Source organism: Shewanella glacialipiscicola, assembly GCF_023283485.1.
GTDB classification, from domain to species: Bacteria; Pseudomonadota; Gammaproteobacteria; order Enterobacterales; family Shewanellaceae; genus Shewanella; species Shewanella glacialipiscicola.
Genome location: NZ_JAKILU010000002.1, coordinates 281,971 through 308,099, shown reverse-complemented (window position 1 = coordinate 308,099; position 26,129 = coordinate 281,971). Strand labels below are relative to the sequence as shown.

Below are 26,129 nucleotides of genomic sequence, written 5' to 3'. Positions count from 1 at the left end.
AGTGAATATGAATGCTAATGCCCCTATGTCGTTGCATAAGTTGGTCATCAATAATCGGGTTGACGATGTTATGACTTATTTAGCGGAGCAGGTCGAAGTCGATAGCCGAGATCAAAATGGCTGTACTGCATTGATGATTGCTGTGCAGCAAAATAATCTGACACTAGCCAAGGTGCTCATAGAGCATGGTGCTGATGTTAATGCTCGTGATGTGAACCAACTGACGCCTTACCTGTGCGCTGGTGCTAACGGATTTCACGCACTTTTATCACTGACTTTAGCCAATGGCGCCGACGTCACCAGTGTTAACCGTTTTGGGGGGACGCCATTGTTGCCCTCAAGCGAAAAAGGCTTTTTACGTACTGTACTGGTCAGTTTAGATGCTGGCATCCCAGTCAATCACGCGAATAAATTAGGGTGGTCGGCATTATTAGAAGCGGTGATCTTAGGTGATGGTGGGTATTTATATGCCGACGTTATAGAGGGGTTACTCGACGCTGGCGCTGACATTCACCTTCAAGATCGCGATGGATTAAGCGCGCTCGATCATGCCAACGCTTTGGGTCAACAAAGTATTGTCGCCTTGATGACGCAACGTGAGCAAGTTAAGCAAGGCTATAGTGCTGCATTACGCTTGGTTAAACAGCATATTCGTCAGTTTGACTATCAAGCGGCGTTGGCAGTGTTAACCACCAATAGGGATGGCTTTACCAATCCAGTAGATTACTTCTATTACTGTGGTTATGTGCTAACGGAGTTAGCGCGTTTTGATGAGGCAATAACCGCTTACCGTGAAGGTTTGGCACTGAGTGACAATAAAGCGCAGTTTTATCTTTATATCGCCAATAGTTATCGGCTTGCCAAACAAACGCAGCAGGCACTCGTTGAATTTGATTACGGCATTGCAGTTCAGCCTGAATCACCGTTTGTGCGCTACCACAAGTCTAATTATTTACGAGAGCTTGGCATGCATGAGGATGCAGTCGATGCTATGACCCTATTATTGGCGCAGCAGCCGCATCGTTATGATTACTCATTTCATCAGGCTAATAGCTTGCGTTCATTAGGCCGACACGATGAGGCGATTGCCGCTATAGAAAATGCGATTAAGCATGATGCTCGCAATGGGCTTTATTATCAGCATAAAGCCAAGTCATTAGAAATAATGGGGCTGCTTGAACAAGCAATAGCCGTCATTAATCAAGCCATTGAAGTCTGCGATGACGTTGATGAATTGGTTGATATTAAAAATACTCTGTCAAATAAATAAAATTTAACTGAGTATCCTTGTTAAATACTTTAATTAATTGGTGGGTTTAAGTCAGTACCTACTTGAAGGTTGATGCTCTTAGTTTTTATTTTATCTTATTTAAATGGAATACATATTTACACATAGGTGTAGTTGTTATTTTATTAACTATTACATGAGTAATTACATATATTTTTGTTGAAATATAGTAGAGGCTAATATGGTCGTAAAATTAACTTTAAAAAAGAATACCTATTTCGATTCGGTTTCATTAATGGCATTAACGACCAAAGTTAATGAAATTAATGATGTTGAACAGGCCTTTGTTGCAATGGCAACCGAGATGAATAAAGGGGTGTTAGCTAACATAGGTTTATTATTACCTGAAGTGCAAAATGCCAACAGTGGTGATCTGTTTATTGTGGTAAAAGCCGTTAGCGAGGAGGTGTGTGATGCTGCACTTGCCAAAGTAGAAGTGCTCTTAAAAGGCGATGACAAAGCGGCAACAGGGTTAGGCGCAAGTAAGAAAAAATATGCCACCTTAAAGAGTGCCTTAAACGACGCACCCGATGCCAATCTGGCGGTGATCTCTGTGCCTGGTGAGTTTGCTAAGCGTGAAGCACTAACCGCGCTGACTAACGGTTTACACGTATTGATGTTTAGCGACAACGTTTCGGTGGCCGACGAGGTGGAGCTTAAAACCTTTGCTCACGAAAAAGGCTTGTTAATGATGGGGCCAGATTGCGGCACCGCCATTATTAATCATGTTGGTCTGTGTTTCGCCAACAAAGTCCGTCCAGGTAATATTGGTATTGTCGGCGCATCAGGCACGGGCAGCCAAGAAGTTGCTGCACGTATTCATGACTTTGGCGGTGGTATATCGCAACTATTAGGTACAGGCGGACGTGACTTAAGCGCAGAAGTCGGTGGTATCATGATGCTAGATGGACTGCGTGCATTAGAGGCCGACCCTGCCACTGAGGTGATCTTAATCGTCTCTAAACCTGCGGCGAAAAGCGTTGAAGCCAAGGTACTCGCACTGGTTCAGAGCTTTAGCAAGCCGGTGGTAGTCTGTCTGTTAGGTGGTGAAGAAGCACCGGTTATTGCAGCCGGGGCTCACTTTGCTAAAACCACTAAAGAAGCCGCGTTACAAGCGGTTGTTTTAGCGGGTGTTGATGAAAGTAGTATTAATAAGCGCGCTTTGAACTTAGCGTTAATAGAAGAGATTAAAGTCAAGTTATCACCTGAACAAAAGTACATTCGTGGCTTGTTCTGCGGTGGCACCTTATGTGAAGAAACCATGATGCTGGTGCGTGATACGCATAGCCAGGTGTATAGCAATATCGCTAAAAAACCAGAGCAGCGTTTAGCGGACATTAATGTTAGCCAGCAGCACACCTTTATCGATTTTGGTGACGATGATTTTACTAATGGTCGCCCACATCCGATGATCGACCCTTCATCGCGTATTGAACGTCTGCTTAAAGAAGCTGATGACCCTGAAGTTGGGGTGATCATTCTCGATTTTGTTATCGGTTATGGTTCACATGAAGATCCTGTTGGCGTGACTTTGCCAGCCATTATCAACGCGAAGCAAAAAGCGGCGGCGCGGGGTCAGCACTTAGAGATTCTAGGTTACGTACTGGGTACTGATCTGGACACGCCAAAGTTGAGCGAGCAAGTTGATAAATTGGCTTCGGCAGGGGTGACCATTTCCAGCAGCAGTCAAAATACCGGGCTATTGGCAAGCGGCTTTGTGAGCAAGGGAGAATAATCATGAGCAAGATGACAGCACTATTTTCAAACTTAAATGTAATTAATGTGGGCCTTGAGTTCTTTAAAGACGATATCAGCAAGCAGCAAGCGCCGGTGACCCATGTGAACTGGCAACCCATTGCTGGCGGTAATACCAAGGTGATTACGGCGCTTGATAAACTGGCACAGCCAGAAATAGCGCAAAAAATTGAGGCAGCCAACGAAGAAGCGGTTAATCGCATTATTAAATCACACCCAGTGTTGGTGGGTTATGAAAGAGCGATTGATGTCGTTCCTGGTATGACTAAGACCACCATTTTACATGCTGGCCCACCAATATGCTGGGATGATATGAATGGCCCAATGCGCGGCGCGGTAACTGGCGCACTGATTTTTGAAGGTTTGGCGGCTAATCTTGATGAGGCATTTAAATTAGCAGCATCGGGTGAAATCACTTTTTCGCCATGTCATGAGCACGATTGCGTCGGCTCTATGGCGGGGGTCACGTCGGCTTCTATGTATATGCACGTGGTCAAAAACATGACCTATGGTAACGTCGCGTATACCAACCTTAGTGAGCAGATGGCGAAAATTTTACGTATGGGCGCCAACGATGAAAGCGTGGTTGAGCGCTTAATCTGGATGCGCGACGTATTAGGCCCAATGCTAAAAGCTGCTATGGATAAAGCTGAGCCTATCGATTTACGCTTAATGCTAGCTCAAGCCCTGCATATGGGAGATGAATGTCATAACCGTAATAACGCGGGTACCGCTTTATTATCACAGGCATTAACACCTTTGATTTTAGAAACTGAGTTCAGCATCAAAGAAAAGCGTGAGGTGTTTGATTTTATTGCATCAAGCGATTACTTTTCGGGTCCAACTTGGATGGCAATGTGTAAGTGTGCCCTCGATGCTGGTCATGGGGTCGAGCACAGTACGGTAGTGACTACAATGGCGCGTAACGGCGTTGAATTTGGTATTCGTGTCAGCGGTATGAAAGGCTTTACTTGGTTTACAGGTCCTGCTCAAAAAGTTATCGGCCCACTATTTGCTGGCTTTAAGCCTGAAGATTCGGGCTTAGACATAGGTGACAGTGCTATTACCGAAACCTATGGAATTGGTGGATTTGCGATGGCGACGGCGCCAGCAATCGTTGCACTGGTTGGCGGCACGGTAAATGAGGCGATTGATTACTCTATCCAGATGGATGAAATTACAACTGCCAAAAATCCGAATGTCACTATTCCGTTATTAAATTTTAAAGGTATTTCATCGGGTATTGATATTCGTAAAGTCATTGAAACAGGTATTTTACCTATTATTAATACCGCTATTGCTCATAAAGAACCCGGCGTTGGTATGATAGGTTGTGGTATTACGAATCCACCAGTGGAATGCTTTGAAAAAGCCATTATTGCCTTTGCTAATAAATTTTAATCAATACGGTTAACTCTTGTACACATAAAAGTCGGCTCTATTTAAATCTGTTATTAATGATAAGAAATGAGTCGGCTTTTATTGTTAGTTTTATCCATTTTATTTATTACCTTTATTGCAACTGTGTGTTTATTTCTCTGCCACATGATTGTGGATTAAATATATATTGAGGTTTCCCATGAAAATAGTATTAGCCCTTGGTGGCAATGCGTTATTAGAGCGTGGTCAACCGCTCACTGCGACCAATCTTCGTAATAATATTAAAAAGGCTGCGGCATCAATTGCGGCTATCGCTAGAGAGCATGATGTGGTAATTGTTCATGGTAATGGTCCACAAGTGGGATTATTGATGGAGCAAAATTACGAGTACCAAAAAATTAATAGTGCGGTCACCGCCTACCCATTGGATGTATTGGGCGCCGAAACTTGCGGCATGATTGGTTATATGTTGCAGCAGGAATTATTTAACAGTGACAATAAGTTAAGTATTACCACTATTTTGACCCAAACCTGCGTAGATATTGACGATCCTGCGTTTAACGACCCCACTAAGTTTGTGGGTCCCATTTATAGCGAAGAAGAGATAGATAAGATTAATATTGCTAATCCTTCGGCAATTTTTAAGAAAGATGGCGACTATTACCGCCGGGTTGTGTCTTCACCTATTCCACAAGATATTGTCGAATCTAAGCAGATCAGTAACCTACTTGAAAATGGTAATACTGTGATTGCCTGTGGTGGTGGCGGTATTCCGGTATTTAAGGCTAACAATGGTAATCTCGTTGGTGTTGAATGTGTGATTGATAAAGACTTAACGGCGGAGTTACTTGCCGAGCAAATTAAGGCGGATTTGTTTATTATTCTAACCGACGGCGCGGTTTACCTTAATTACGGTAAAGAAAATCAGCAGGCGATTAAAAATATTACGCCTGAAGAGTTAGATAAATACCATTTTCCAGCGGGTTCTATGGGCCCTAAAATTGATGCCGTGTGTAAATTTGTTTCTAAGGGGCTGGGTGATGCTGCCATTGGTGCTTTAGATGAGTTATCGGCGGTTATTGCTGGACACTCTGGTACGCGCATCACACTGGATGAAATGGTCGAGTATTATTGATTTTATCAACGGCCTAGCCAGTCACTTGCACGCTTTGTTATCTTAATGCTGGTTTATGTTTTAAAAGCCTCAAATAGAGGCTTTTTTTATTTTGGCCTACAACCTACAACCTACAACCTACAACCTGCCATTTCAGTTCATTCCATTGTATTCGGATGGTTGCCACCCATTAGGGGCTTACGGTTTAGAGCTGACCAGAATAGGCATGATCAAGCACGTACATAAGCATGATAGAGCATCACTCTACATAAGCCCCTGTTTTGTGTTTTCAGCTTATTAGTGCATCCCCGAAGAAGATTAATCCCAAGTAGATGCCGCATAGGGTATCGTGGCCAGAAGAGTGACCATAGGCAATCACAGTATCAAGGGCTACATCGAGCGCCAAGGGGTTAAAGGGCTGATTTAAAAAGGCATACAGCTCAATAATCTCTTGGTTATAACGATGGTGCGTGGCGTGCAATAACATGGCTTGACTAACATCTGTAGTTTGCGCCGCACTAGCTTGTACCGCTTGTGCTAGCAGATAAAAATAAGGGTGCTGGCTAAAGTCTAGCCAGGAGAGCAAGCCGACCAGTAGGTCGTCCATTGAGGGGGTTAGCCCAGCACCAAAGCCGATAATAAATTTAAGCTCAATTGCACGGTCTTGCTGGGCTACAGTAGCGATAAACTTTTGTAGATGCGGCGTAATATATTTAATCATCATCTCTGGTTGATACACCAGATTAGTCGCGATATTGAGCCGCGGTTGCTGACACAGTAATGGATAAATCCCCAGCGACTTTTGATTGCACTGCAAAAAAGAAGCGATATGCAGCTGAAGGCTTGATTGTTGGCTGAGTGCGATGGGCAAAGCCGCAGGCAAGCTGGGGTTAAAGCGTGCTATCTGCTCACTCACAATGGTTGCGCCTGCACCTAAGTTGATATGCAGGATCAGATTATCGATATGGGCGCAGGTCGCTGATGCCAGTGACAAGTTAGAGTCTGTGTTATTAATCACGCACAGCTCAACTTTTGCACCGACAATGAGCGACTTAAGGCTTACCCCTTGCGGCAATAAAATTGCGCTTGGGTTTATCTTTTTTGGTTGGGTGAGTAGCGAGATCAAACCAAAGGGACTTTGTAGATTGCAGGCGGCGTTAAATACCGAATGTACGGTTGTGATTATTGAGCCGTGGTGCATGAGTTGATCATAAATCGGTTGAGCTAGGGTTATCTTTGTCATCATCTGGCTTAATAGGTTTTATGGTGCTTTAAGTTAAAGGTATTGATGATCTCATCGGCTATTTTAGTCACGATCATGTCATGCGTATTATTAACATATAAGGCTAAATAAAAGTCGTTGGGTGGAGCATAGGTTTGTAGCTCATTAATAATGCTATGCTCTGCCGTTTTACAGGTTTCCGGTAACAAGGTGATCCCAAAACCGATAGATGAAGCGGTAATAATGGCCGACAAGTTACTGCTGCAATAGTTAATTTTGCTGCAGTAACCTAATTGATCCATAGAGTTAAGAATATGCTCCCGATACAGAGCTCCAGTGGGGAACAGCACTAATGGGACCATCTTGTTATTAAAGGTGGGGTGCGCCGCGCTGTCGAGCCATAAGAGAGGCTCTCTGCGATAGGCGTAAGCATTACCGAGTATGGGCTGCTTAACCAAAATAAGGTCATACTGACCAGCTTGATAGGCCTGATACAGGCTGTTGCTTAGGCCTGAGGTAAATTCAATTAAGATATTGTAGTTATGTTGAAACTGCACAATGGCTTTAGTGACATCGACCGACAGATCGTCAGGCACTCCTATCTTGATAATGCTTTGCTCTGACTTCTCATGAAAGTTATCGACCATAGAGGTGTTCAAGTCGATAATTTTATGGGCATAACGTAATACAAATTCCCCTTGCTCCGTTAATGTCACCTTTTGCGGTGTACGTATTAATAGCGTGCTGCCGAGCATAGATTCAAGGCGGTTAATTTGTTGGCTAATGGCCGATTGAGAGTTATGTATTCTTTCTGCTGCGCGGGTAAAACTGCCAGTTTCACACACGGCGATATAGGTTAAAAATAACTGCGGAGGAATAAACTTCATGATGGGTCACCTACGTTTAGCTTGTTATTATATTTTTCGTAAAATAAGTTGCGCCATTGTGAATGGGGTAGTGGGCTTTGCTGTTTCACGCTAGACAATTTCTAGTTTTAGCCCTGTGGCTGCCTAGTTTCGTGATTTAGTTTTTAATCTTAGGGATCACGACTTTGATATTATTTTGATCTTCTTCATGGGGGATGCGTTTAAACATCATCCTAGCATTCAGTCTTTCTTCAATAGGGCAGACATTCAACCGACAAATAGTAAGACCTTTAACTTAGTAAGGGAAATAGTATTTGCGCCAACTCAATATCAACTGTGTGGAGTCCATGTTATTGGTGATGTTCAATTAGCGCTTACTCAGCATTAGGTGTTACTGATTGTTTATGCTGGTGGGAAGAATAAGTGGCTATAGATTATATTTGTCCTGAATTGATTTCTTTTTGGAGTGCTGCCCAGCTGATCACGCCAACGATGTTATCGGGCGTATCTTGGTAGATAAATACCTGACCACTACGTTTGGGTGACAAGATGATATAAGCCTCATTGAGTGTTGTTGTATCACTTAGGCCTTCGATAGGATGGCGTGTTAGCGCGGGGCTATGATTATCGGATGGCATCTCAAGACTGACCATTTCAAATATTGCCTCAGTATTACGCATCAGTACGCTTCGACCCTCAGCCCGCTTAAGTACCTCGAGCAATAATTCATCGTTGTTGACGATAACAAAACGCCTATCCATCAGGGTTCTAACCCCTTTTTTCTGCAGCGCTAAATTGACCGGCGCGACTTTATAATTAAGCCCCATGATCTCTAACTGTTCAAAGAAAATAGATTTAGTTTTAAAACCTTGATAAGCAATTAAAAAAGCTGGAATAGTGACGAACATTGAAGGCAAAATAATACTGGCATCATTGGTCATTTCTAACAGAGCGACTAAGGCTGCCAGTGGCGCAGCAAGGCATACTCCCATCATGGCGGTCATACCTATAACCGTATAAAGCCCAACGTAGGGCGCAATAGACGGGAACAATAGGGCGCTGACTAAGGCAAGGATAGCACCGAGTAAAGCACCTATACCGTAGAGAGGACCAATCAAGCCACCAGGAATACCTAAACCAATTGCCGCAATAGTGGCAATCATTTTGGCAAACAACAGCGCAATTAAAAGTAATAGGCTCGGGTGTTGACTAATAGCCTCACCAATGGCGAAATCGCCAGTTCCAAGGGCTTGTGGCAACACTAAACCAATCAATGTCGTTATGCTACCGGCCAATAATAACCGATAAATTAATGGCCAGTTTTGCCCCGTGGCGGTAACTTTTAATAGTGAGTAATTAAATAGGGCGGCAGCAAAGCCTAATACCACGCCGCCAATCGCCAGTATGGGGTAGTGATCTAAGGGGATATGGAATACTTGAATACGGTCCAGTTCGTGTACATCACCAAATACCAGTTGGCTTGATACGGCGCCACAAATTGCCGAGAGCATAATCGGAAAAAAGTAGTGGATTTTATACTCGCGAACAATCACTTCGAGTACAAAAATGACCGCAGCGAGTGGGGCATTAAAAGTTGCAGCTATGCCTGCAGCAATGCCGCTGACGCACATAATACGCACGCTATTATCCGGAAGATTAAATTTTTCAGCGAGAAAGCTGGCACTGACCGCACCCAGATGAATAGCTGGACCTTCACGACCGACCGAGAAATTAGTGCCAAGGGCAAAGAGTGCTTGAAAAAATTGTCCTGCGGCGGATTGCAGCGGAATTTTACCATAATGCAACTTAACTCTATGTAAAACATAGGCTATTCCCATCCGCTTGTAGCGTTTAGAGCCTAGTTTTGCCACAATCCAAATTAATACTGCCCCTAAAAGCGGTAACAGAGCTCGCCAGTCAGCGACGTTCCCCGTAAAATCCAGCGTCTGTATTTGAGTGTAATGATTAGCCCAAACCAGTAAAAGTCGAAACAGTAAAATGACACAAGATGCGAAAATGGCAAATAGCAGCGCCAGTATGCACAGTTGTGCACTGATACGGGCTTGGGATAAATGATCACGTAGCTCATTAGCGAAATACTTTTTAGCTACTATGATGGCGCGTTGAATCGCGACTTTGTTTATCGGTAATTGCACTGCGTTGGCCTGAGTTGTATTGTATCGAACTCGTTCTTGAGTTGATTGTATTTTATATAAGGGGTTGTTACCTAATGCCAAATTATTCTCATTGGCTAAATCGGTTACAAATGATGGATCGCAAGTATCGTCCATCTTCAATATATTTATCGTGTTTAGTCTTAGTGGCCCTTCTTTTGGGGGCTTGGATTAGTTTTCTGCTGTTAAGCAGTGATAATCCGATTGTTAAACACAGTAGTAAAGCCCAAGATTTGAACGTTGAATTAGCAGCTCAAACGCAATTACTTGCGACCCGAAATCTAGAACTTTCCGTCGAGCGTGAAGCGAATGCACAGATGCAAGATATGTTTGGTCAGCAACTGAAAAAGCAAAAGGAATTAGAGCACGAGCTAGCGTTCTACCGTAGTATTATGACGCCAGACGATAATGCAGAAGGTGTCGCAATTCACGGACTTGAGATAACGCCGGGCGCTTTGACCGATGATTATAAGCTCAAACTGGTGTTAACTCAGTTGCAAAAGCGTAAACATTCGATTCAAGGTCGAGCCGAATTGACGTTAATCGGTGTGCAAAATGGTAAATCGGTTAATTTGAGTGTGAATAAACTCACGGACTCTAAGCTTGAATTTGATTTTCGTTATTTTCAGGTCATAGATACTAAGGTGACTGTTCCCGCAGGCTTTAATTTACAGCAAGTGAAAGTTAAAGTGTTGGTGCCTTCGAGCCGCTGGACTAAGAATTCACAGACTGAACAAGTCTATAGTGCCCCTGAGTTATTACAGGGTGAAAAAGAACCACGGGTAATACTTGAACAAAATAGTCAGGTAAAGGATAATTTGCCCCAGAAAACTGATGTAAGAGGTAGTAATGACTGATCAAGCTGATGCAGCAATGCCAATCCAATTTACCGATGCGGCCGCCGCTAAGGTAAAAGGTTTGCTGGAAGAAGAGCAAAATCCTGAACTTAAGCTACGAGTCTATGTGACAGGTGGTGGTTGTTCTGGATTTCAGTACGGCTTTACCTTTGATGAAAAGGTTAATGAAGGCGATTTTACGATAGAAAAACAAGGCGTTCTTTTAGTTGTTGATCCTATGAGCCTACAATATTTAGTTGGTGGAGAAGTCGATTATACTTCTGGCCTTGAAGGTTCTCGCTTCTTCGTAAAAAACCCTAATGCATCTTCGACATGTGGTTGTGGTGCCAGCTTTTCTGTTTAACGCATTGCTAATGTAGTGCCTAAAGGCACAGAGTTAGATCAAAAAAGCCGTCGTAATGACGGCTTTTTGTTGGGCGTAATTTAGTCACCTATCACGACTTAACTCATGATATTCAAGTTAAGCTTAGGCTTAAACCACGCCTTCACCTTTTTATCAAAGGCGACCCAAACTTGCAGTAACGACAAAACGATCAAAGCGATAAAAATGACATAGTCAGGTAGTCTGCTCTGCCACTCACCTAAATACACTGTGGTTGGGCCGACAATTAAGTTGTCAGGATCGTACATGATCACTGGCAGCATACTAATCAACCCAAGCTGTACTAAGGTGTAACCCCTCAGCATGATAAGCGCAGCCTTTTGCCGACCGATAATGGCAATCACCATAAAGAGTGTCAGTAGACAAAATAACACGCCTTGCTTGGCAACTAAGCCACTGATTGACGCAGCGGTATACACTATTAACAGCGCAATGAGTCGTTTCGGTAAACGTTGACTCATCATTGCGCTTGCTTGAGGTGTTGTTAGCGTGGGTTCTTGCTCGCTCATAGATATTCTCGCTTAGCGCTGCAGATTAATGGCTTTGCTTAGGCGCTAATTTTTGATCAAGTTCGTAAGGTGGGATCACTACGCCTAAATCATCTAATACTGGGAACACGGCAACAAATAAATCATCATCTTCCATGCCTGGCACCCATCTATCGTGGAATTCGTCATAGGGTATGGCTAAGGTTTGGCAATCGCTCCATTCGTCCACAGCCCAAGATTCCGCCGCTTCTTCAGTTGGCCACATTGGAATACAATCTTCTTCTTCTGTGGTCAGCATGACGCAACCGTCTTGGTCCTGTAACGTCCAAATAATTTGGTGTTCTTTAACTTGTTCAACAAGGTAATCGTAACGGGCTTCAGGTGTCATTGCTGCTGTCTCAGCGAGGGTTTTAACAGTCTTACTCATGAAAAATATCTCTTTTGCTTGAATAGGGTGAGCTTGATGTGTTTTTAGTTACACAGCAAAATTCACCAGTTGTGCAAATGGTAACATTAGCGAGGGATTAGAAAAAGAACAACAGCACTATAGAGTGCTGTTGTGTTGGAGCGGCCACGGTATTTTGCTGCTTTATTGGCGATTGTTTTAAAAGCGTTGGCCTATTTCGCGCTAAAATATCCACCGAGTACGGCTTCGCGTGAAGCACCTGTCACTGCGGGTAGATTGGCGGGTAAGCCTAAATGATTACGCATGGCAAGCCACGCAAAGGCGATGCCCTCTACCCATTTAGGATCAACACCAAGGGCTGAGGTCGTATCTAATTGATAACCGGGTAATAAGACGGCTAAACGCTGCATCAGTTGACCGTTGAACGCACCACCACCGCAAACGAATAATTCCCCTTCATAAGATAGTTTAATGATATCCCGAGCTATGCTGTGACAAGTTAAATCTAATAATGTCGATTGAATATCTTCTTCATCTAAATGGTTAAACGGCGATAACTGTTGTTCTAACCAAGCTTGGTTAAATAACTCTCGGCCTGTACTTTTAGGGTAAGCCAGTGAGAAATAGGGGTGCGATAATAGATGGGTTAATAGGCTTTGATCGGTTGTACCCGATGCGGCCCAGTCCCCCCCTTTATCGAAGGGCTCACTTTTAACCTGTTGGATCCACGCATCAATTAAGGTATTGCCTGGGCCAGTGTCAAACCCGAGTACCTGTTCATTATTACCTGGTAAATAGGTAATGTTAGCTATACCGCCAATATTTAAAATGATACGTTTTTTACCGACTTCCGCAAAGGTTTGCTGGTGGAATGCCGGAACTAAAGGCGCACCTTGACCACCGAGCGCAATATCTTTACGACGAAAATCGGCAATGACATCGATACCCGTTTCGGTCGCAATGGTATTAGGGTCGCCAATTTGTAGGGTAAAACCCACTTCGAGGTTTGGCATATGGCGCACGGTTTGGCCGTGACTGCCAATGGCAATAATATCTTCTTTAGCAATAGCGCATTTAGCCATTAAATTATTGACGGCAAGGGCAAATAGCTCACCGACATTGCGATCTAAGCGGCCGAGACGATTGATTTCATCTGTGCTCGGTAAACATAAACGTTGTAGACCTTTGAGTAAATGACTCGGAATGGCCTCTGTATGGCTACAAATCAGTTGCGGTTTTATACCCGAAAAGTCGACTAATACTGCATCAACACCGTCCATGCTGGTGCCTGACATCAGTCCAATATAATACGCATTTCTCATGAGGAGGAGTCCGTCCTTCGTTATTGCATTGCCAATTGCGTTTGTTTGTTTTGCGAAAGTGTTGCCATCAACTGTTTGCTAAGCGTATCGAATTGAGGTTTTTCTTTTCTCGCTATCGATTCTGATTTTGGTAGCGTAATCGTTCTTGGGTTACGGTGTACGCCATTGACGATAAATTCGTAATGTAAATGTGCCCCTGTCACGCGGCCCGTTTTACCTAAAGTACCGATAATTTGCCCTTGCTTGACGCTAGCACCTTTACTCACATTACGTTTAGTCAGATGCAGGTATTTGGTAGTGTAAGTGTTGTTATGTTTAATAAAAACATAGTTACCATTAAATTGATTATAACCCGCCTCAATTACGTGACCACTACCCGCCGCCTTAATCGGCGTGCCAATAGCGGCAACGTAGTCTACGCCGCGATGAGCTTTAACTTGCCCAGTTACAGGATGTAAACGTCTTGGATTAAAGTTGGAACTGACATACTTGAAATCAACGGGTGAGCGCAAGAAAGCCTTACGCATGCTCGTACCATTCTCGGAGTAATAGTTTCCGTCGGTATAGCGAATGGCGGTATAGCGTTCATCTTGGTTAATAAATTCGGCGGCAAGAATATTACCGTTACGTAAAAACTCTCCATCGGCATATTCTTGCTCATAAATAATGGCAAAACTGTCGCCTTCACGTAAATCTAAAGCAAAATCGATATCCCAACCGAATACGGTTGATAACTGCATAATTTGGTTCGCGGTCATTCCCGCATCAACCGCCGCGCTCCAGAAGTTGCTCTTAATATTCGCACTGGTGAAATGGCTGCGGATTTCGATATCTTTTTCGGAGATTTTTTCGTGATATTGTTCTTGTTTTTTAGTGATAACTAGCGTCGAAACGGCATTAACTCGATAACGTACCTCAGTTAAATCACCATTAATATCCTTTGAAATCACAATTTCTTCACCTGGCATAATTTTAAGTAAATTTTGCTTGGCTAAGGGGAGTTGGGTGATCTCGTAAACATCTTTAGTGGTTAAGCCTGCACGATCAAATACCGCGGCTAAGGTATCCCCATTTTTGACATTAAAATGTTCGACGTCTCTGTGATGGGCACTTTCGAGTGATTCAATGGCTTGATTATTGGCTTCACCTGCTGCTAGTGCATCGGATGAAGATAATGGCGTTGCCATTTCTACGGCGTTGTGTGTTTGATGTTCAAGTGATTCTGGCCGTTCAGGTGAGCGAAAGGCTAAAGGCACATCATAACGAGTGTTGATTTGAGAATGTTCACCTAGGCTGGCAGTTTGCTTTGAAGCTTGGGCTTCTTCAGCAGGTAGCAGCATGGTTATCATAGTGATAACAGAAAGAATGCTGAGGAGAATTTGATGCTTTTTAGGCAACAATTTAAATAATGTTATAACCTTTGCCATTGACGCCGATACCGATAACCAGAAACTTGAATAATCCCGTTAGTGTACACACTTTCAATTGTAGTGGCTAACAAGTAACATAAGTCTCTTCATTTTATGACCATGGCCCTAGGAGTCCTTGCCGAAATGGCTGATTTAGACCAAGTATTAGCAGAAATTAGACGTGGTACCGATGAGATTTTACTCGAAGCAGATTTGCTCGAAAAGCTCAAAGAAGGACGTCCACTGCGGATTAAATTAGGCGCCGATCCTACGGCTCCGGATATTCACCTTGGACACACAGTAATCTTAAATAAACTAAGGTTATTCCAGGAGTTAGGTCATGAGGTCATTTTCTTGATTGGTGACTTTACCGGTATGGTGGGTGATCCTAGTGGTAAAAATAGCACGCGTCCACCGCTGACCCGTGAACAAGTGTTAGCCAACGCAGAAACTTATAAAGAACAAGTTTATAAAATTCTAGATCCTGCAAAAACACGTATTGAATTTAACTCAAGCTGGTTAGAGCCATTGGGCGCGGCTGGCATGATCCGTCTTGCTTCTCAACAAACGGTTGCCCGTATGATGGAGCGCGATGACTTTAAAAAGCGTTATGCATCGGGCCAATCTATTGCAATTCATGAGTTTATGTACCCATTATTGCAAGGTTATGACTCAGTTGCGTTAAAAGCCGATGTAGAGCTAGGTGGCACAGACCAAAAGTTCAACCTGTTGATGGGCCGTGAATTACAAAAAGCGGAAGGCCAAAAGCCACAAGCTGTGATCATGATGCCACTGCTGGAAGGTTTAGATGGCGTGAAGAAAATGTCTAAATCGGCGTTCAACTATATTGGCGTGAGCGAACCGGCTAATGAAATGTTTGGTAAGCTAATGTCTATTTCGGACGACTTAATGTGGCGCTACTTTGAGCTGTTGTCATTCCGCCCATTGGCTGAAATTGAACAGTTTAAGCAAGATGTGGCTAATGGTTCAAACCCACGTGATACTAAAATCGCCTTGGCGAAGGAAATCATTACACGCTTCCACGATGCAGCTTCTGCTGAGAGTGCGCACCAAGCCTTCGTTGATCGAGCTAAGGGTATAATCCCCGATGATATCGAAGAACTGGAGTTAGCTGCTGGTGAAGGTCTCGCTATTGCCAATTTACTGAAAGATGCCGATTTAGTCTCGTCGACTTCAGAAGCCATGCGGATGATCAAGCAAGGCGCGGTGAAGATGGACGGTGAAAAACTAGATGATAGCCGTATGATGCTGTCTTCGGGTACTGTAGCGGTATTCCAAGTCGGTAAACGTAAGTTTGCCAAAGTGACGTTGGTTTAAGTGGCTTGGTTGTTTAAGTCACTTTAGTTTAAGTTATTTTCATTTAAATCAGTTAAATGAACAAAAAGAGCGCCTTAAGGCGCTCTTCGTTTTTAAGTCTTTTCTATCCCATAAAATCAAGGTGCTGTACTCGCTTCATGTTCAGCGATATTGCATCTATCGGTGCCAAAGTGTTTTCCATCACTGCACTTCCACGCTAATTGCGCCGAGCTAACTTGCCACAGTTTAGCGTCTTGCTTTAGAGAGATAATCAACAGCATCTGCGGATGTTGTTTAGAAAACTCACTTACTTGATAAGTTAAGATACTGTCTTTATTAGCCTGAGTACTCACTAAAGTAAATTTATCGCCAGCATAGCGGTTACTGATCTTATTAGGATCATCCGCCCATGGTTGATGTTGCGCCTGAGCGACCCGTAATTGTTGGTTAAAATGGCTCACTGGCTGAACGGCGTAAGAAACGATAATGGGTTGCAATGCCAAGGCATTGGGGGTTAGCACTAGGCTATTAAGAATGAGTAGAACAAGTAATCCCAAAAACTTCATATGAACCTCATTGAAACGAACTAACTCAGTCAACCTGTCTAAGACATCACACTCAGGTATTGGCCTATTGCTAGTTTCGACCCTTTTTTAGGGCTCAAGTTTCAAAGATGCGTAAATTTTGTCACTACTGCATGGCTAATTGGTCAGACATGGTTTGGTAATCGAGCAGATCCATATGCTCAATTACCCTATGGTTGAGCATATCGAGTTTAAGGCTGGTGACGCCCGGAATGGCAATATCAATGATTTTACCCGGCTTGCCGAATTGTTCACCGGGGCCTTTTAAATGGTAGTTACCTATCATGACCACCAAAGAGCCTGCGTTATACATGTGTTCTATATTGAAATTATATTCGAGCACCCCCTCATGAGCGCGTTCGAGAAAGTCGATAATGAAACGACCGCCGGTGTATTTCCGATTAGCCGTTTTGTCGAAAAAAACGCTATCACGGTTATAGAATTTTCGCAGAGTCTTGTAGTCGTGTTCTGTAAGCGCGTTCATGTATTTTACGGCTAACAGCTGCTCTGTGGGCATTTCACCTGTATTGGCTGTTGCCGCTGTGGGATTGAAGGCTAGTCCAAAAATAAGACTCAACATAAAAAACAATATTCGCAAATTATTCCCTCTTGGTTTTGAGATCAAACGCTGGTAAAGACAGGTGCCATTTAATGGCGCTTAAACGGATCGTTAAGATGCTGGTCATCGCTAAAAATAGTGCCGTTTTTTCGCCCATGCCATAGGCTAAACTCACGGTATAGCCTATACCACCTACGATAGAAGCCGTAGCATAGATTTCTGTACGTAATACCATCGGGATTTGTTTGCACAGTACGTCTCGAATAATGCCTCCTCCTACGCCTGTGATCAAGCCCATAACGACAGCAATCATGCCACTTAAGCCCATGTTGAAGGCTTTTTCAGCACCAATTACCGTAAAAAGGGCTAATCCAAAGGCATCGGCAACGGGTAAAATGTATTCAGGCACCTTACGAGGCCGGCGTACTAATAATAAACAGGCGAGCACTGTTGCAAGGATCACTATGATGTAATTGGGATCGCGGATCCAAAAAACGGGCGTTGCACCAATTAGGGCATCGCGGATACTGCCGCCGCCAACCGCGGTAACTGAGGCAAGTACAATAACGCCAAAGGGGTCCATTCTGTGACGTCCCGCAGCAAGCGCACCGGATAAAGCAAATACAGCAGTGCCACATAAGTCAAAAAAATAAATCCATTGGCTCATTTACTCATCTCTTTGATATGGATATTTAATGCATCGACGGAGATGCGGATTTCAATTACAGATAAAATCAGTGAATAGAGCAGTAACAACAAGCTAGCACCAAAAATCACTGAACCTGTTTTATTGAAACCGATATAGATAAATATCATACACAATACACACAGGGCGAAGCTTGATACACCCGCCTCTTGCATGCGGCGAATAATAGTGATGCGCTGGCTCAGGTTTTTAAGTTGATCGTTTTGCACTGGCTTATCACCATTGCTTAAGTTTCGGATTAATGCAGCCAAAGCAAAAAAACGGTTGGTATAAGCAAGCAATAACAATGAGATCGCTGGAAATAACAACGCAGGCGTTGTCAGTGAAACATGCATACTTTCGAGCAAAATAACCGCCTTTACCTAGTGCTAACAGAGGGCTAGATCATATCACAAGCTATGTAACCAACGTAAACTTGCCCATAACACGGGGAGTAGAATAATAAAACTAAACCAGATGGCGCCGGCGCGCGTGGTTAGCTTAATAGCTGGCGCAATGGCATCACTGTTTGGCTGCGCGCCATAGTGGAATTTATCCACATTGATACGTATGCCTGCAAACTTTTGTGGTCCACCAAGTTCTATTCTTAAAATATTGGCAACGATATTCACACAGAGAATATCGCTTCGAATCGTGGGATGATTTTTCGGCGCAGTAAACAGCTTAGTTAACGCGCTAGGGCCGCCTTGAATGGCGAGTGATAAACCCCACAACCAAGCGGGGATTGCTAATAAGATAGTTGATAAGCTATTTATGGTACTGCAAAAGTGTTGATACTTTGGCTGAATAGGCGGCCAGCTCAATTCGAGCTGTTTTAGCATACGCACCGCCAGTACTAGCGGTGCCCCGGCGATAGCAAAAAAGAAAATCGTCGCAGCAATGCCATAAATGGGTGCAGTAGCTAGTTTTTCTATGGTGGCTTTGGCTAGGCCAACTTCCGATAAACTATCGGTATCGCGCACTACCCAAGGCTGTAAAAGCGTTTTGGCGTGGGTATTGTCTCCACGCTTTAAGGCTTTAGCGATTTCATCGGCTATTTGGCTAAATCCTGCATCAGCTAAGCACAGGTAAAGGACTAAGAACTCAAAGAACCATGGGAACTCGGCTAATTCGAGCAAAAAGGTAATGATGGCCCAAAATGGAAATACTAACAGCAACATCGCTAAAAAACCTGCTATAGCTTGTTGCCTTGGTGAACGCTCGGGGCGATTTACTTTAACCGCGAGTTGTTTTGCTAAATGGCTAAACCAAATAAGCGGTTGTATTTCGCGTGGTAATGGCGCTAAACGTGCCAATAATAAAGCAAAAAAAAGTACCAAAAAACCTGTAAACAAAGTGCCATCGTTCACGACAAGTTGTTGATAAAATGAGGTGTGCATTTGATACTTTTCCGCTTAAGTGATTATTTTACTGAGCTGGAGTTAATTGCTCAAGCAGTAACATCACCATCAGTGCTGAGTGATAACCAGCTTTGACAATATAAGAGTCAAAATCAACTGGTGAGTCATTATTGGCGTTATCTGATAATGAACGGATCACTACAAATGGCACTCCAAATTGATGACAAACTTGGGCAATTGCAGCGCCTTCCATTTCACAGGCGGCCATAGTCGGGAAGTTTTTTAGCATAGTTTGAGTGCGAACAGGATCGCAAATAAAGCTATCACCCGTACAAATCAATCCTTCAATCGCTTTAACTTCACCTAATTGAGCTATCGCCTTATTGGCAGCTTCAACTAAATGAGCCGCAGGAATAAACGCGGCAGGCTGCTGCGCCATTTGGCCAATTTCATAACCAAAAGCGGTGACGTCTACATCGTGATGACGTACTTCGGAAGAAATGACGATATCGCCAATCGCTAACGTATCGACAAAACCACCGGCAGAGCCTGTGTTGATCACCGCATCTGGCGCGTACTTTTCAATAAGCAGCGTTGTTGCGATACTGGCGGCAACTTTACCTATACCAGAGCGCGTCACGACAACGTCTTTACCCGCGAGAGTACCTGCAATAAATTCAATACCTGCAATAGTTTGCGATGTTGCATTTGTCATAGCGGCAATTAAATGAGCAACTTCTGGCTCCATTGCACCAATAATTCCAATTTTCATGGGAGACCTTTTTTATTCAACACGTAAGAGTGGGACACAATAATAATGGCTAATATACCACACTGTTTTGTGCAGTCGTTATGGCGTGATTTGGATTGCGTGATTTGGTTGATAATGGGGGGTAAAAAACGCGCATCCTAAAATGCGCGGGGTTAAAGCGCTAACGGTAAATGGATAGCGGCAAAATGGTTTTACAGCTAAAAAATATCTAATTTTTAAACAAACACCTTAGTGCTCAACGAAGCAAGTCAGTGCTTAGTCTAAGTAGTTCAAAATACCTTGGGCGGCATCGCGACCTTCGGCAATGGCGGTCACCACTAAGTCAGATCCGCGCACCATATCACCACCAGCAAACACTTTTAGATTAGTAGTTTGGAATGGATTGTCGGTTAACTTATCTGCTTTAACTCGGCCCCATTGATCAAGTTCGATACCATGGTCGGCAAACCAAGGCGCTGGGCTAGGTTGAAAACCAAAGGCGATAATAATCGCATCTGCCTCAAGTAACTGCTCGCTACCCGCAATAGCTTGTGCAGATTGGCGACCACTTGCATCGGCTTTGCCCATGGCTGTTTCGATACACTCAATGCCAACAACCTTGCCATCTTGGGTTTTAATTGCCACAGGTTGGCGGTTAAACAGGAAATTAACGCCTTCTTCGCGCGCATTTTGCACTTCGCGGCGTGAGCCCGGCATATTGACCTCATCACGGCGGTAAGCACACACTACGCTGCTAGCACCTTGGCGTATTGCGGTGCGCACGCAATCCATCGCGGTATCACCGCCGCCTAATACCACTACACGTTTACCTTCAAGGTTCAGGTAGGGCGTTTCAGCATTTTTTGTGCCCATTAAATGATGAGTATTAGCCACTAAATAGGGCAGAGCTTGATATACGCCTTGAGCATCTTCGCCTTCAAGGTTGGCTTTCATGGCGGTGTAAGTACCCATGCCAAGGAAAACCGCATCGTATTCTTCAAGCAGCTGTGTAAATGGGATGTCTTTGCCCACAGTGACACCGAGTTTGAACTCAATACCCATACCTTCTAACACACTACGACGGGTTGCCATAACGGCCTTGTCGAGTTTAAAAGAGGGAATGCCGTAGGTGAGTAGGCCACCAATTTGTGGATATTTATCAAAGACCACCGCTTTAACGCCATTACGGGACAGAATATCCGCGCAGCCTAAGCCTGCAGGGCCCGCCCCCACAATCGCCACCCGTTCAGGGCGCGGTGTTACCTTGCTCATATCGGGGCGCCAGCCTTGGGCGATAGCGGTATCAGTAATGTATTTTTCGACATTACCGATAGTGACAGCGCCAAAGTCATCATTGAGAGTACAAGCGCCTTCACAGAGTCTATCTTGCGGACAAACGCGGCCACAAATTTCGGGCAGAGTATTCGTCTCATGCACTAAATCTGCCGCTTCCATGATGCGGCCTTGCTCGGCCAGCTTGAGCCAGTTGGGGATATAATTGTGTAGTGGGCATTTCCATTCACAATAGGGATTACCACAATCTAAACAACGGTCTGCTTGCTCAGCGACTTGAGCCTGAACAAACGGCTGATAAATCTCAATAAATTGAGTTGCACGTTTTGCTGCAGGGTGTTTGATGGGGTCTTTACGACCCACTTCGATAAATTGAAAATCGTTACTCATACGCCATTACCCCGCCTTGACAACTAATTCTGGACTCGATTTTTCTAATTTGAGTAAATCGGCTACAGCAATGTTTTTAGGTTTTATTAATACAAAACAATCTAACCAGTTATCAAAATCACTTAAGATCATCTTGGCATGTTCACTACCCGTCTCAGCCACGTGGGCTTCAATCAGGCCTTTCAAATGTTGTTGATGAATAGTGGATTCGAGTTTTTGCGTATCGACTAATTCATTATTCACACGGCGATGAAAGCGGCCGAATTGATCGAAAACATAGGCAAAGCCGCCCGTCATACCCGCGCCAAAGTTCACCCCGGTTTTACCAAGGACGACCACAATGCCGCTGGTCATGTATTCACAACCGTTATCACCTAAGCCTTCAACTATAGCTATCGCACCTGAGTTACGTACGGCAAAACGCTCGCCCGCTTGACCTGCAGCAAAGAACTTGCCGCCAGTCGCGCCGTAAAGACAAGTGTTACCGACAATGGCACTGCGCTCACTTTGGAACGGGCTGCCAATCGGAGGATAAATGACGATTTGACCGCCAGACATGCCTTTACCGACATAGTCGTTAGCATCGCCGCAGAGTTTTAACTCAAGGCCCGGGCTGTTCCACACGCCAAAGCTTTGGCCTGCACTGCCGTTAAAGTTCAGTTTTATCGGTGCTTTAGTGCCTTTTACGCCGAGCGTGCTTGCGATATAGCCAGACAAGGTCGCGCCAACGGAGCGGTCGGTGTTGTTGATGCTGTAAGTTGCATCAAAACCCTCACCGTTATCGACAGCGCCTTTGCACTCATTTAGTAGGTGTTGGTTTAGTTGGCCTAAATCCGCTGGTGGATTGGTTTCTTGCCATGTGCGTGACGAAGTTGCAGGGACTTTGGGTTGATACAAAATTGGCGACAAATCTAAGCCTTGCTGCTTTGCGGTTTTACCTTCTAAGGCATATAACCATTCGCTGCGGCCGACTAAATCTTCAAATTTGCCCACTCCTAAGGTTGCCATCCATTGACGCACTTCTTCTGCGACAAACTCAAAGTAAGTCATCACTCGCTCTGGCAGGCCGTGGTAATGGTTGTCGCGCAGATTTTTATCTTGCGTTGCCACCCCTGTGGCGCAGTTGTTCAGGTGACAAATACGCAGGTATTTACAGCCAAGTGCGATCATAGGCACAGTACCAAAACCAAAACTCTCTGCCCCTAAGAGCGCCGCTTTAATCACATCGGTACCGGTTTTTAAACCACCATCGACCTGCAAACGAATTTTATGGCGCAGGCCGTTCTCTACTAGCGATTGATGCACTTCCGCTAAACCCAGCTCCCAAGGACTGCCCGCATACTTGACTGAGGTGATTGGGCTGGCACCTGTGCCGCCGTCGTAACCTGAAATCGTGATCATATCCGCATAGGCTTTAGCCACACCGGTAGCGATAGTACCGACACCGGGTTCTGATACCAGTTTGACTGAAATCAGTGCCTTAGTATTGATTTGCTTCAAGTCGAAAATAAGCTGGGCTAAATCTTCGATAGAGTAAATATCGTGGTGCGGCGGCGGTGAAATTAAGGTGACACCCGGGCGCGCATGTCGCAGTCCGGCGATTTCCACACTTACTTTATGACCCGGTAACTGGCCACCTTCACCAGGTTTTGCCCCCTGGGCGACTTTGATCTGCAACACATCGGCATTAACTAAGTAGTGCGCCGTAACGCCAAAACGCGCCGAGGCAATCTGCTTAATGGCAGAGTTGCGCTCAGTATTAAAGCGGCGAGCATCTTCACCACCTTCACCAGAGTTAGAACGGCCGCCTAAACGGTTCATGGCAATTGCCAGAGCTTCATGGGCTTCGGGGCTGAGGGCACCGATACTCATGGCTGCACTGTCAAAACGTTGATACAAGCCAGCAGCACCTTCAACATTTGCCATATCAATCGGTGTGCGTACGCCCTTAATACCAATTAAGTCGCGCAGTGTTGCTACCGGACGATTATCGACGAGCTCGGCAAATTTTTTGTAGGTGGCAAAGTTTTTGTCAATCAATGATGCTTGCAATGTGTTAACCACATCGGGGTTAAAGCAGTGATACTCACCACCCTCAACATATTTCAGCAGACCACCTTGCGGCAATGGTACATGGGCGCGGTAGGCCGCTTTGTGCAGAATGGCTTGATCTTGGGCAATGTCAGTAAATCCGGCACCTTCGATGCGGCTGATTACGCCTTTAAAGCACAATTCAATGACGTCGCTGGCGATACCGATAGCTTCAAACTGTTGACTACAACGGTAAGAGCCGACCGTGCTGATGCCCATTTTAGACATGATTTTTCGCAGGCCTTTTTCGATACCATAACGAAAATTCAGCATCAGTGCTGTGGTGTCAGTTAACTGATGACGTTTGGCTAACTCGGAAATTGATTCATACACAAGGTACGGATAAATCGCCGTAGCACCAAAGCCCAGTAATACAGCAAAGTGGTGTGGATCTCGCGCCGATGCGGTTTCAACTATGATGTTGGTATCGCAGCGCAGGCTTTTATTCACCAGCATTTGTTGTACCGAACCGACCGCCATTGCCGCTGGGATCACTTGCGCTGTTTTAGCAATCGCTCTGTCCGAGAGAATAAGCAAAGTGGTACCGCTACGCGCTAAGCGTTCGGCTTCGGCAGTAATACGGCGAATGGCGCTTTCTAAGCCTTCCTTTGGTTCGTAATTCAAATCCACAATATTGGCGCGATAGTAAGTGCTGTCTAATCCTAATAACTGATTAAAATCACTGAATAATAAAATAGGCGAATTGAACATCACGCGATAGGCGTGGCCCGTTGTTTCATTAAACAGGTTCTGCTCACGGCCAATACAAGTGGTCAACGACATCACGTGTTTTTCACGTAAGGGGTCGATGGGGGGGTTAGTCACTTGCGCAAATTTTTGCCTGAAATAGTCATATAGTGAACGTGATTTTTTCGACAACACCGCCATAGGCGTATCGTCACCCATAGAGCCTGTGGCTTCTTCGCCTTGTTTGGCGATGACCCAAATAACGTGTTCTAACTCTTCGCGGGTATAGCCAAATAGTTTTTGATATTGCAACAAGAGTTCAGGGGTAAACTCGCCTGCACCATGTTGCTCTGAGGCCAAGTCTTCGGCGGGCGTTAAAGTTTGGCTGTTTTTTGCCATCCACTCTTTATAGGGGTGACGACGTTTAAGGTCGTTATCAATCTCAAAGGATTGATATAATCGGCCGTTTAACGTATCTAATACCAGCAGTTCACCTGGGCCAACGCGACCTTTTTCAATAACCTCATCGGCGGAGTAATCCCAAATGCCGACTTCGGAGGCTAAGGTCAAAATACGATCTTTAGTGATCACATAACGTGATGGACGCAAACCATTACGGTCAACGGCGCAAGCGGCATGGCGACCATTGGTCATTACAATACCAGCCGGGCCATCCCAGGGTTCCATGTGCATAGAGTTAAAGTCGTAAAAGGCTTTTAATTCATCATCCATTTCTGGATTACTTTGCCAAGCAGGCGGGATCAATAAACGCATGGCGCGGTATAAATCCATACCACCAGATAACAACATTTCTAGCATGTTATCTAAAGAAGAAGAGTCTGAGCCCGTTTCATTAACAAAGGGCGCGGCTTGCTGCAAATCAGGTAATAGTGGTGAATTAAATTTATAAGCACGGGCACGGGCCCATTGACGATTACCCGTAATAGTATTGATTTCACCGTTATGGGCTAAATATCTAAACGGCTGAGCTAATGGCCATTTAGGGGAAGTATTAGTAGAGAAACGTTGATGGAATAGACAAATAGAGCTTTTTAAACGAATGTCCGCGAGATCGGGATAAAACGCGGGCAAGTCCACTGGCATCATCAAGCCTTTATAGACAATCACTTGGCCAGATAAACTCGCGACATAGAAGTCATTATCGTCGATGATTTGTTGTTCTAAGCGACGACGAGCCATATAAAGACGGCGTTCTAAGTCTTTTTCACGCCAGCCGATTGGCGCGTTAATCAGCACTTGATAAATTTGCGGCAAGCTAGCTTTACCTATTTCTCCTAACACATCTGCATTGATAGGCACTTTGCGCCAGCCAGCAATGCTTAATGTTTCACGCTCAAGCTCACGCTCAAGTATATGTTTTGCTTGTTCAGCCAGTTCATTATCTTGACTTAAAAACAACATGCCGACGGCAAATTTACGGCTTAAATGCCAATCGTTTTCTGCAGCAATCGCTTCAAAAAATTGCACCGGTAATTGCATCAATAAACCACAACCATCGCCAGTGCGACCGTCGGAGGCAATGCCGCCACGGTGCTTCATGCGATCGAGTCCATGAATAGCCGTGCGCACAATACGATGGCTGGCTTCGCCATCCATCTGTGCTATCAACCCAAAACCACAATTGTCCCGCTCAAAACTGGGATGATATAAGCTCATACAAAAACCTCCCTAGACCTCAACTAATTACTACTCGGGGAGAAAATGTTGGACTTTCTATAGATATGCAC

At 44.5% G+C, this 26,129-nt stretch carries 22 protein-coding genes; 7 read left to right on the top strand and 15 right to left on the bottom strand.

The genetic code is table 11. The features are described 5' to 3' along the window. Positions 1-7 precede the first annotated feature (7 nt). From L2717_RS02830 to L2717_RS02815, 4 genes are all read left to right on the top strand, one after another. Positions 8-1,270, top strand: a complete 1,263-nt coding sequence (locus tag L2717_RS02830) for an ankyrin repeat domain-containing protein (protein WP_220775000.1) — start codon at positions 8-10, stop codon at positions 1,268-1,270. A gap of 199 nt (positions 1,271-1,469) precedes the next feature. After that, complete coding sequence (fdrA, locus tag L2717_RS02825; RefSeq protein WP_220775061.1) at positions 1,470-3,023, top strand: acyl-CoA synthetase FdrA; 1,554 nt, start codon at positions 1,470-1,472, stop codon at positions 3,021-3,023. Between the two features lie 2 nt (positions 3,024-3,025). Next, complete coding sequence (locus L2717_RS02820; RefSeq protein ID WP_248937972.1) at positions 3,026-4,444, top strand: YlbE family protein; 1,419 nt, start codon at positions 3,026-3,028, stop codon at positions 4,442-4,444. A gap of 178 nt (positions 4,445-4,622) precedes the next feature. Continuing rightward, positions 4,623-5,558, top strand: coding sequence for a carbamate kinase (locus L2717_RS02815; RefSeq protein WP_220774597.1), 936 nt, complete (start codon positions 4,623-4,625; stop codon positions 5,556-5,558). Positions 5,559-5,826: 268 nt separating this feature from the next. Here the strand turns inward: L2717_RS02815 and L2717_RS02810 are convergent, their stop codons facing one another. The 3 genes from L2717_RS02810 to L2717_RS02800 all read right to left on the bottom strand — a co-directional run bounded on the left by L2717_RS02810 (position 5,827) and on the right by L2717_RS02800 (position 9,781). Continuing rightward, positions 5,827-6,780, bottom strand: coding sequence for an oxamate carbamoyltransferase subunit AllH family protein (locus tag L2717_RS02810; protein ID WP_248937971.1), 954 nt, complete (start codon positions 6,778-6,780; stop codon positions 5,827-5,829). Positions 6,781-6,788: 8 nt separating this feature from the next. Further along, positions 6,789-7,646: a LysR family transcriptional regulator gene (locus L2717_RS02805; protein ID WP_107881972.1), complete on the bottom strand. Its 858-nt coding sequence runs from the start codon at positions 7,644-7,646 to the stop codon at positions 6,789-6,791. A gap of 413 nt (positions 7,647-8,059) precedes the next feature. Then, positions 8,060-9,781 (bottom strand): chloride channel protein, encoded by a 1,722-nt coding sequence (locus L2717_RS02800; RefSeq protein ID WP_220774603.1) that lies wholly within the window; start codon positions 9,779-9,781, stop codon positions 8,060-8,062. A 74-nt stretch (positions 9,782-9,855) separates the two neighbouring features. Here L2717_RS02800 and L2717_RS02795 point away from each other — a divergent pair, with 74 nt between their 5' ends. Together L2717_RS02795 and erpA are read left to right on the top strand one after the other, a co-directional pair. Beyond that, positions 9,856-10,656: a DUF6776 family protein gene (locus L2717_RS02795; RefSeq protein ID WP_220774599.1), complete on the top strand. Its 801-nt coding sequence runs from the start codon at positions 9,856-9,858 to the stop codon at positions 10,654-10,656. Beyond that, positions 10,649-10,999, top strand: a complete 351-nt coding sequence (gene erpA / locus L2717_RS02790) for an iron-sulfur cluster insertion protein ErpA (RefSeq protein ID WP_220774600.1) — start codon at positions 10,649-10,651, stop codon at positions 10,997-10,999. Before L2717_RS02795 ends, erpA begins: the two co-directional genes overlap by 8 nt. A gap of 98 nt (positions 11,000-11,097) precedes the next feature. Here the strand turns inward: erpA and L2717_RS02785 are convergent, their stop codons facing one another. From L2717_RS02785 to L2717_RS02770, 4 genes are all read right to left on the bottom strand, one after another. Beyond that, positions 11,098-11,547, bottom strand: a complete 450-nt coding sequence (locus L2717_RS02785) for a hypothetical protein (protein ID WP_220774601.1) — start codon at positions 11,545-11,547, stop codon at positions 11,098-11,100. A 25-nt stretch (positions 11,548-11,572) separates the two neighbouring features. After that, positions 11,573-11,953: a DUF2750 domain-containing protein gene (locus tag L2717_RS02780; protein WP_076497075.1), complete on the bottom strand. Its 381-nt coding sequence runs from the start codon at positions 11,951-11,953 to the stop codon at positions 11,573-11,575. Between the two features lie 191 nt (positions 11,954-12,144). After that, entirely contained in the window at positions 12,145-13,254 is a 1,110-nt protein-coding gene (locus L2717_RS02775; RefSeq protein ID WP_220774602.1) for an anhydro-N-acetylmuramic acid kinase, read from the bottom strand. A 20-nt stretch (positions 13,255-13,274) separates the two neighbouring features. Continuing rightward, positions 13,275-14,681, bottom strand: coding sequence for a peptidoglycan DD-metalloendopeptidase family protein (locus L2717_RS02770; RefSeq protein WP_248937970.1), 1,407 nt, complete (start codon positions 14,679-14,681; stop codon positions 13,275-13,277). Between the two features lie 126 nt (positions 14,682-14,807). Between L2717_RS02770 and tyrS the strand changes: the two genes are divergently transcribed. After that, positions 14,808-16,001, top strand: coding sequence for a tyrosine--tRNA ligase (tyrS, locus tag L2717_RS02765; RefSeq protein ID WP_220774359.1), 1,194 nt, complete (start codon positions 14,808-14,810; stop codon positions 15,999-16,001). Positions 16,002-16,117: 116 nt separating this feature from the next. On the opposite strand, the gene L2717_RS02760 is transcribed toward tyrS, so the two are convergent. The 8 genes from L2717_RS02760 to gltB all read right to left on the bottom strand — a co-directional run bounded on the left by L2717_RS02760 (position 16,118) and on the right by gltB (position 26,058). Continuing rightward, positions 16,118-16,546 (bottom strand): hypothetical protein, encoded by a 429-nt coding sequence (locus L2717_RS02760; RefSeq protein ID WP_220774360.1) that lies wholly within the window; start codon positions 16,544-16,546, stop codon positions 16,118-16,120. Between the two features lie 124 nt (positions 16,547-16,670). Next, on the bottom strand, positions 16,671-17,162 hold the full coding sequence (locus L2717_RS02755; RefSeq protein ID WP_220774361.1) for a nuclear transport factor 2 family protein: 492 nt from the start codon (positions 17,160-17,162) through the stop codon (positions 16,671-16,673). 1 nt (position 17,163) lies between these two features. Next, positions 17,164-17,790: a trimeric intracellular cation channel family protein gene (locus L2717_RS02750; RefSeq protein ID WP_220774362.1), complete on the bottom strand. Its 627-nt coding sequence runs from the start codon at positions 17,788-17,790 to the stop codon at positions 17,164-17,166. After that, complete coding sequence (locus tag L2717_RS02745; protein WP_220774366.1) at positions 17,787-18,164, bottom strand: DUF2721 domain-containing protein; 378 nt, start codon at positions 18,162-18,164, stop codon at positions 17,787-17,789. Before L2717_RS02745 ends, L2717_RS02750 begins: the two co-directional genes overlap by 4 nt. Positions 18,165-18,218: 54 nt before the next feature. After that, positions 18,219-19,208, bottom strand: a complete 990-nt coding sequence (locus L2717_RS02740; protein WP_220774363.1) for a cobalamin biosynthesis protein CobD/CbiB — start codon at positions 19,206-19,208, stop codon at positions 18,219-18,221. Between the two features lie 28 nt (positions 19,209-19,236). Next, positions 19,237-19,941, bottom strand: a complete 705-nt coding sequence (locus L2717_RS02735; RefSeq protein WP_076496960.1) for a 5'-methylthioadenosine/adenosylhomocysteine nucleosidase — start codon at positions 19,939-19,941, stop codon at positions 19,237-19,239. A gap of 255 nt (positions 19,942-20,196) precedes the next feature. Next, positions 20,197-21,603 carry an FAD-dependent oxidoreductase gene (locus L2717_RS02730; RefSeq protein WP_220774364.1) on the bottom strand — a complete coding sequence of 469 codons (1,407 nt, stop codon included), beginning with the start codon at positions 21,601-21,603 and terminating at the stop codon, positions 20,197-20,199. A gap of 6 nt (positions 21,604-21,609) precedes the next feature. Further along, the gene (gltB, locus tag L2717_RS02725; protein WP_220774365.1) at positions 21,610-26,058 is read right to left on the bottom strand and encodes a glutamate synthase large subunit; all 4,449 of its coding nucleotides are present in this window, start codon (positions 26,056-26,058) and stop codon (positions 21,610-21,612) included. Between the last annotated feature and the right edge of the window lie 71 nt (positions 26,059-26,129).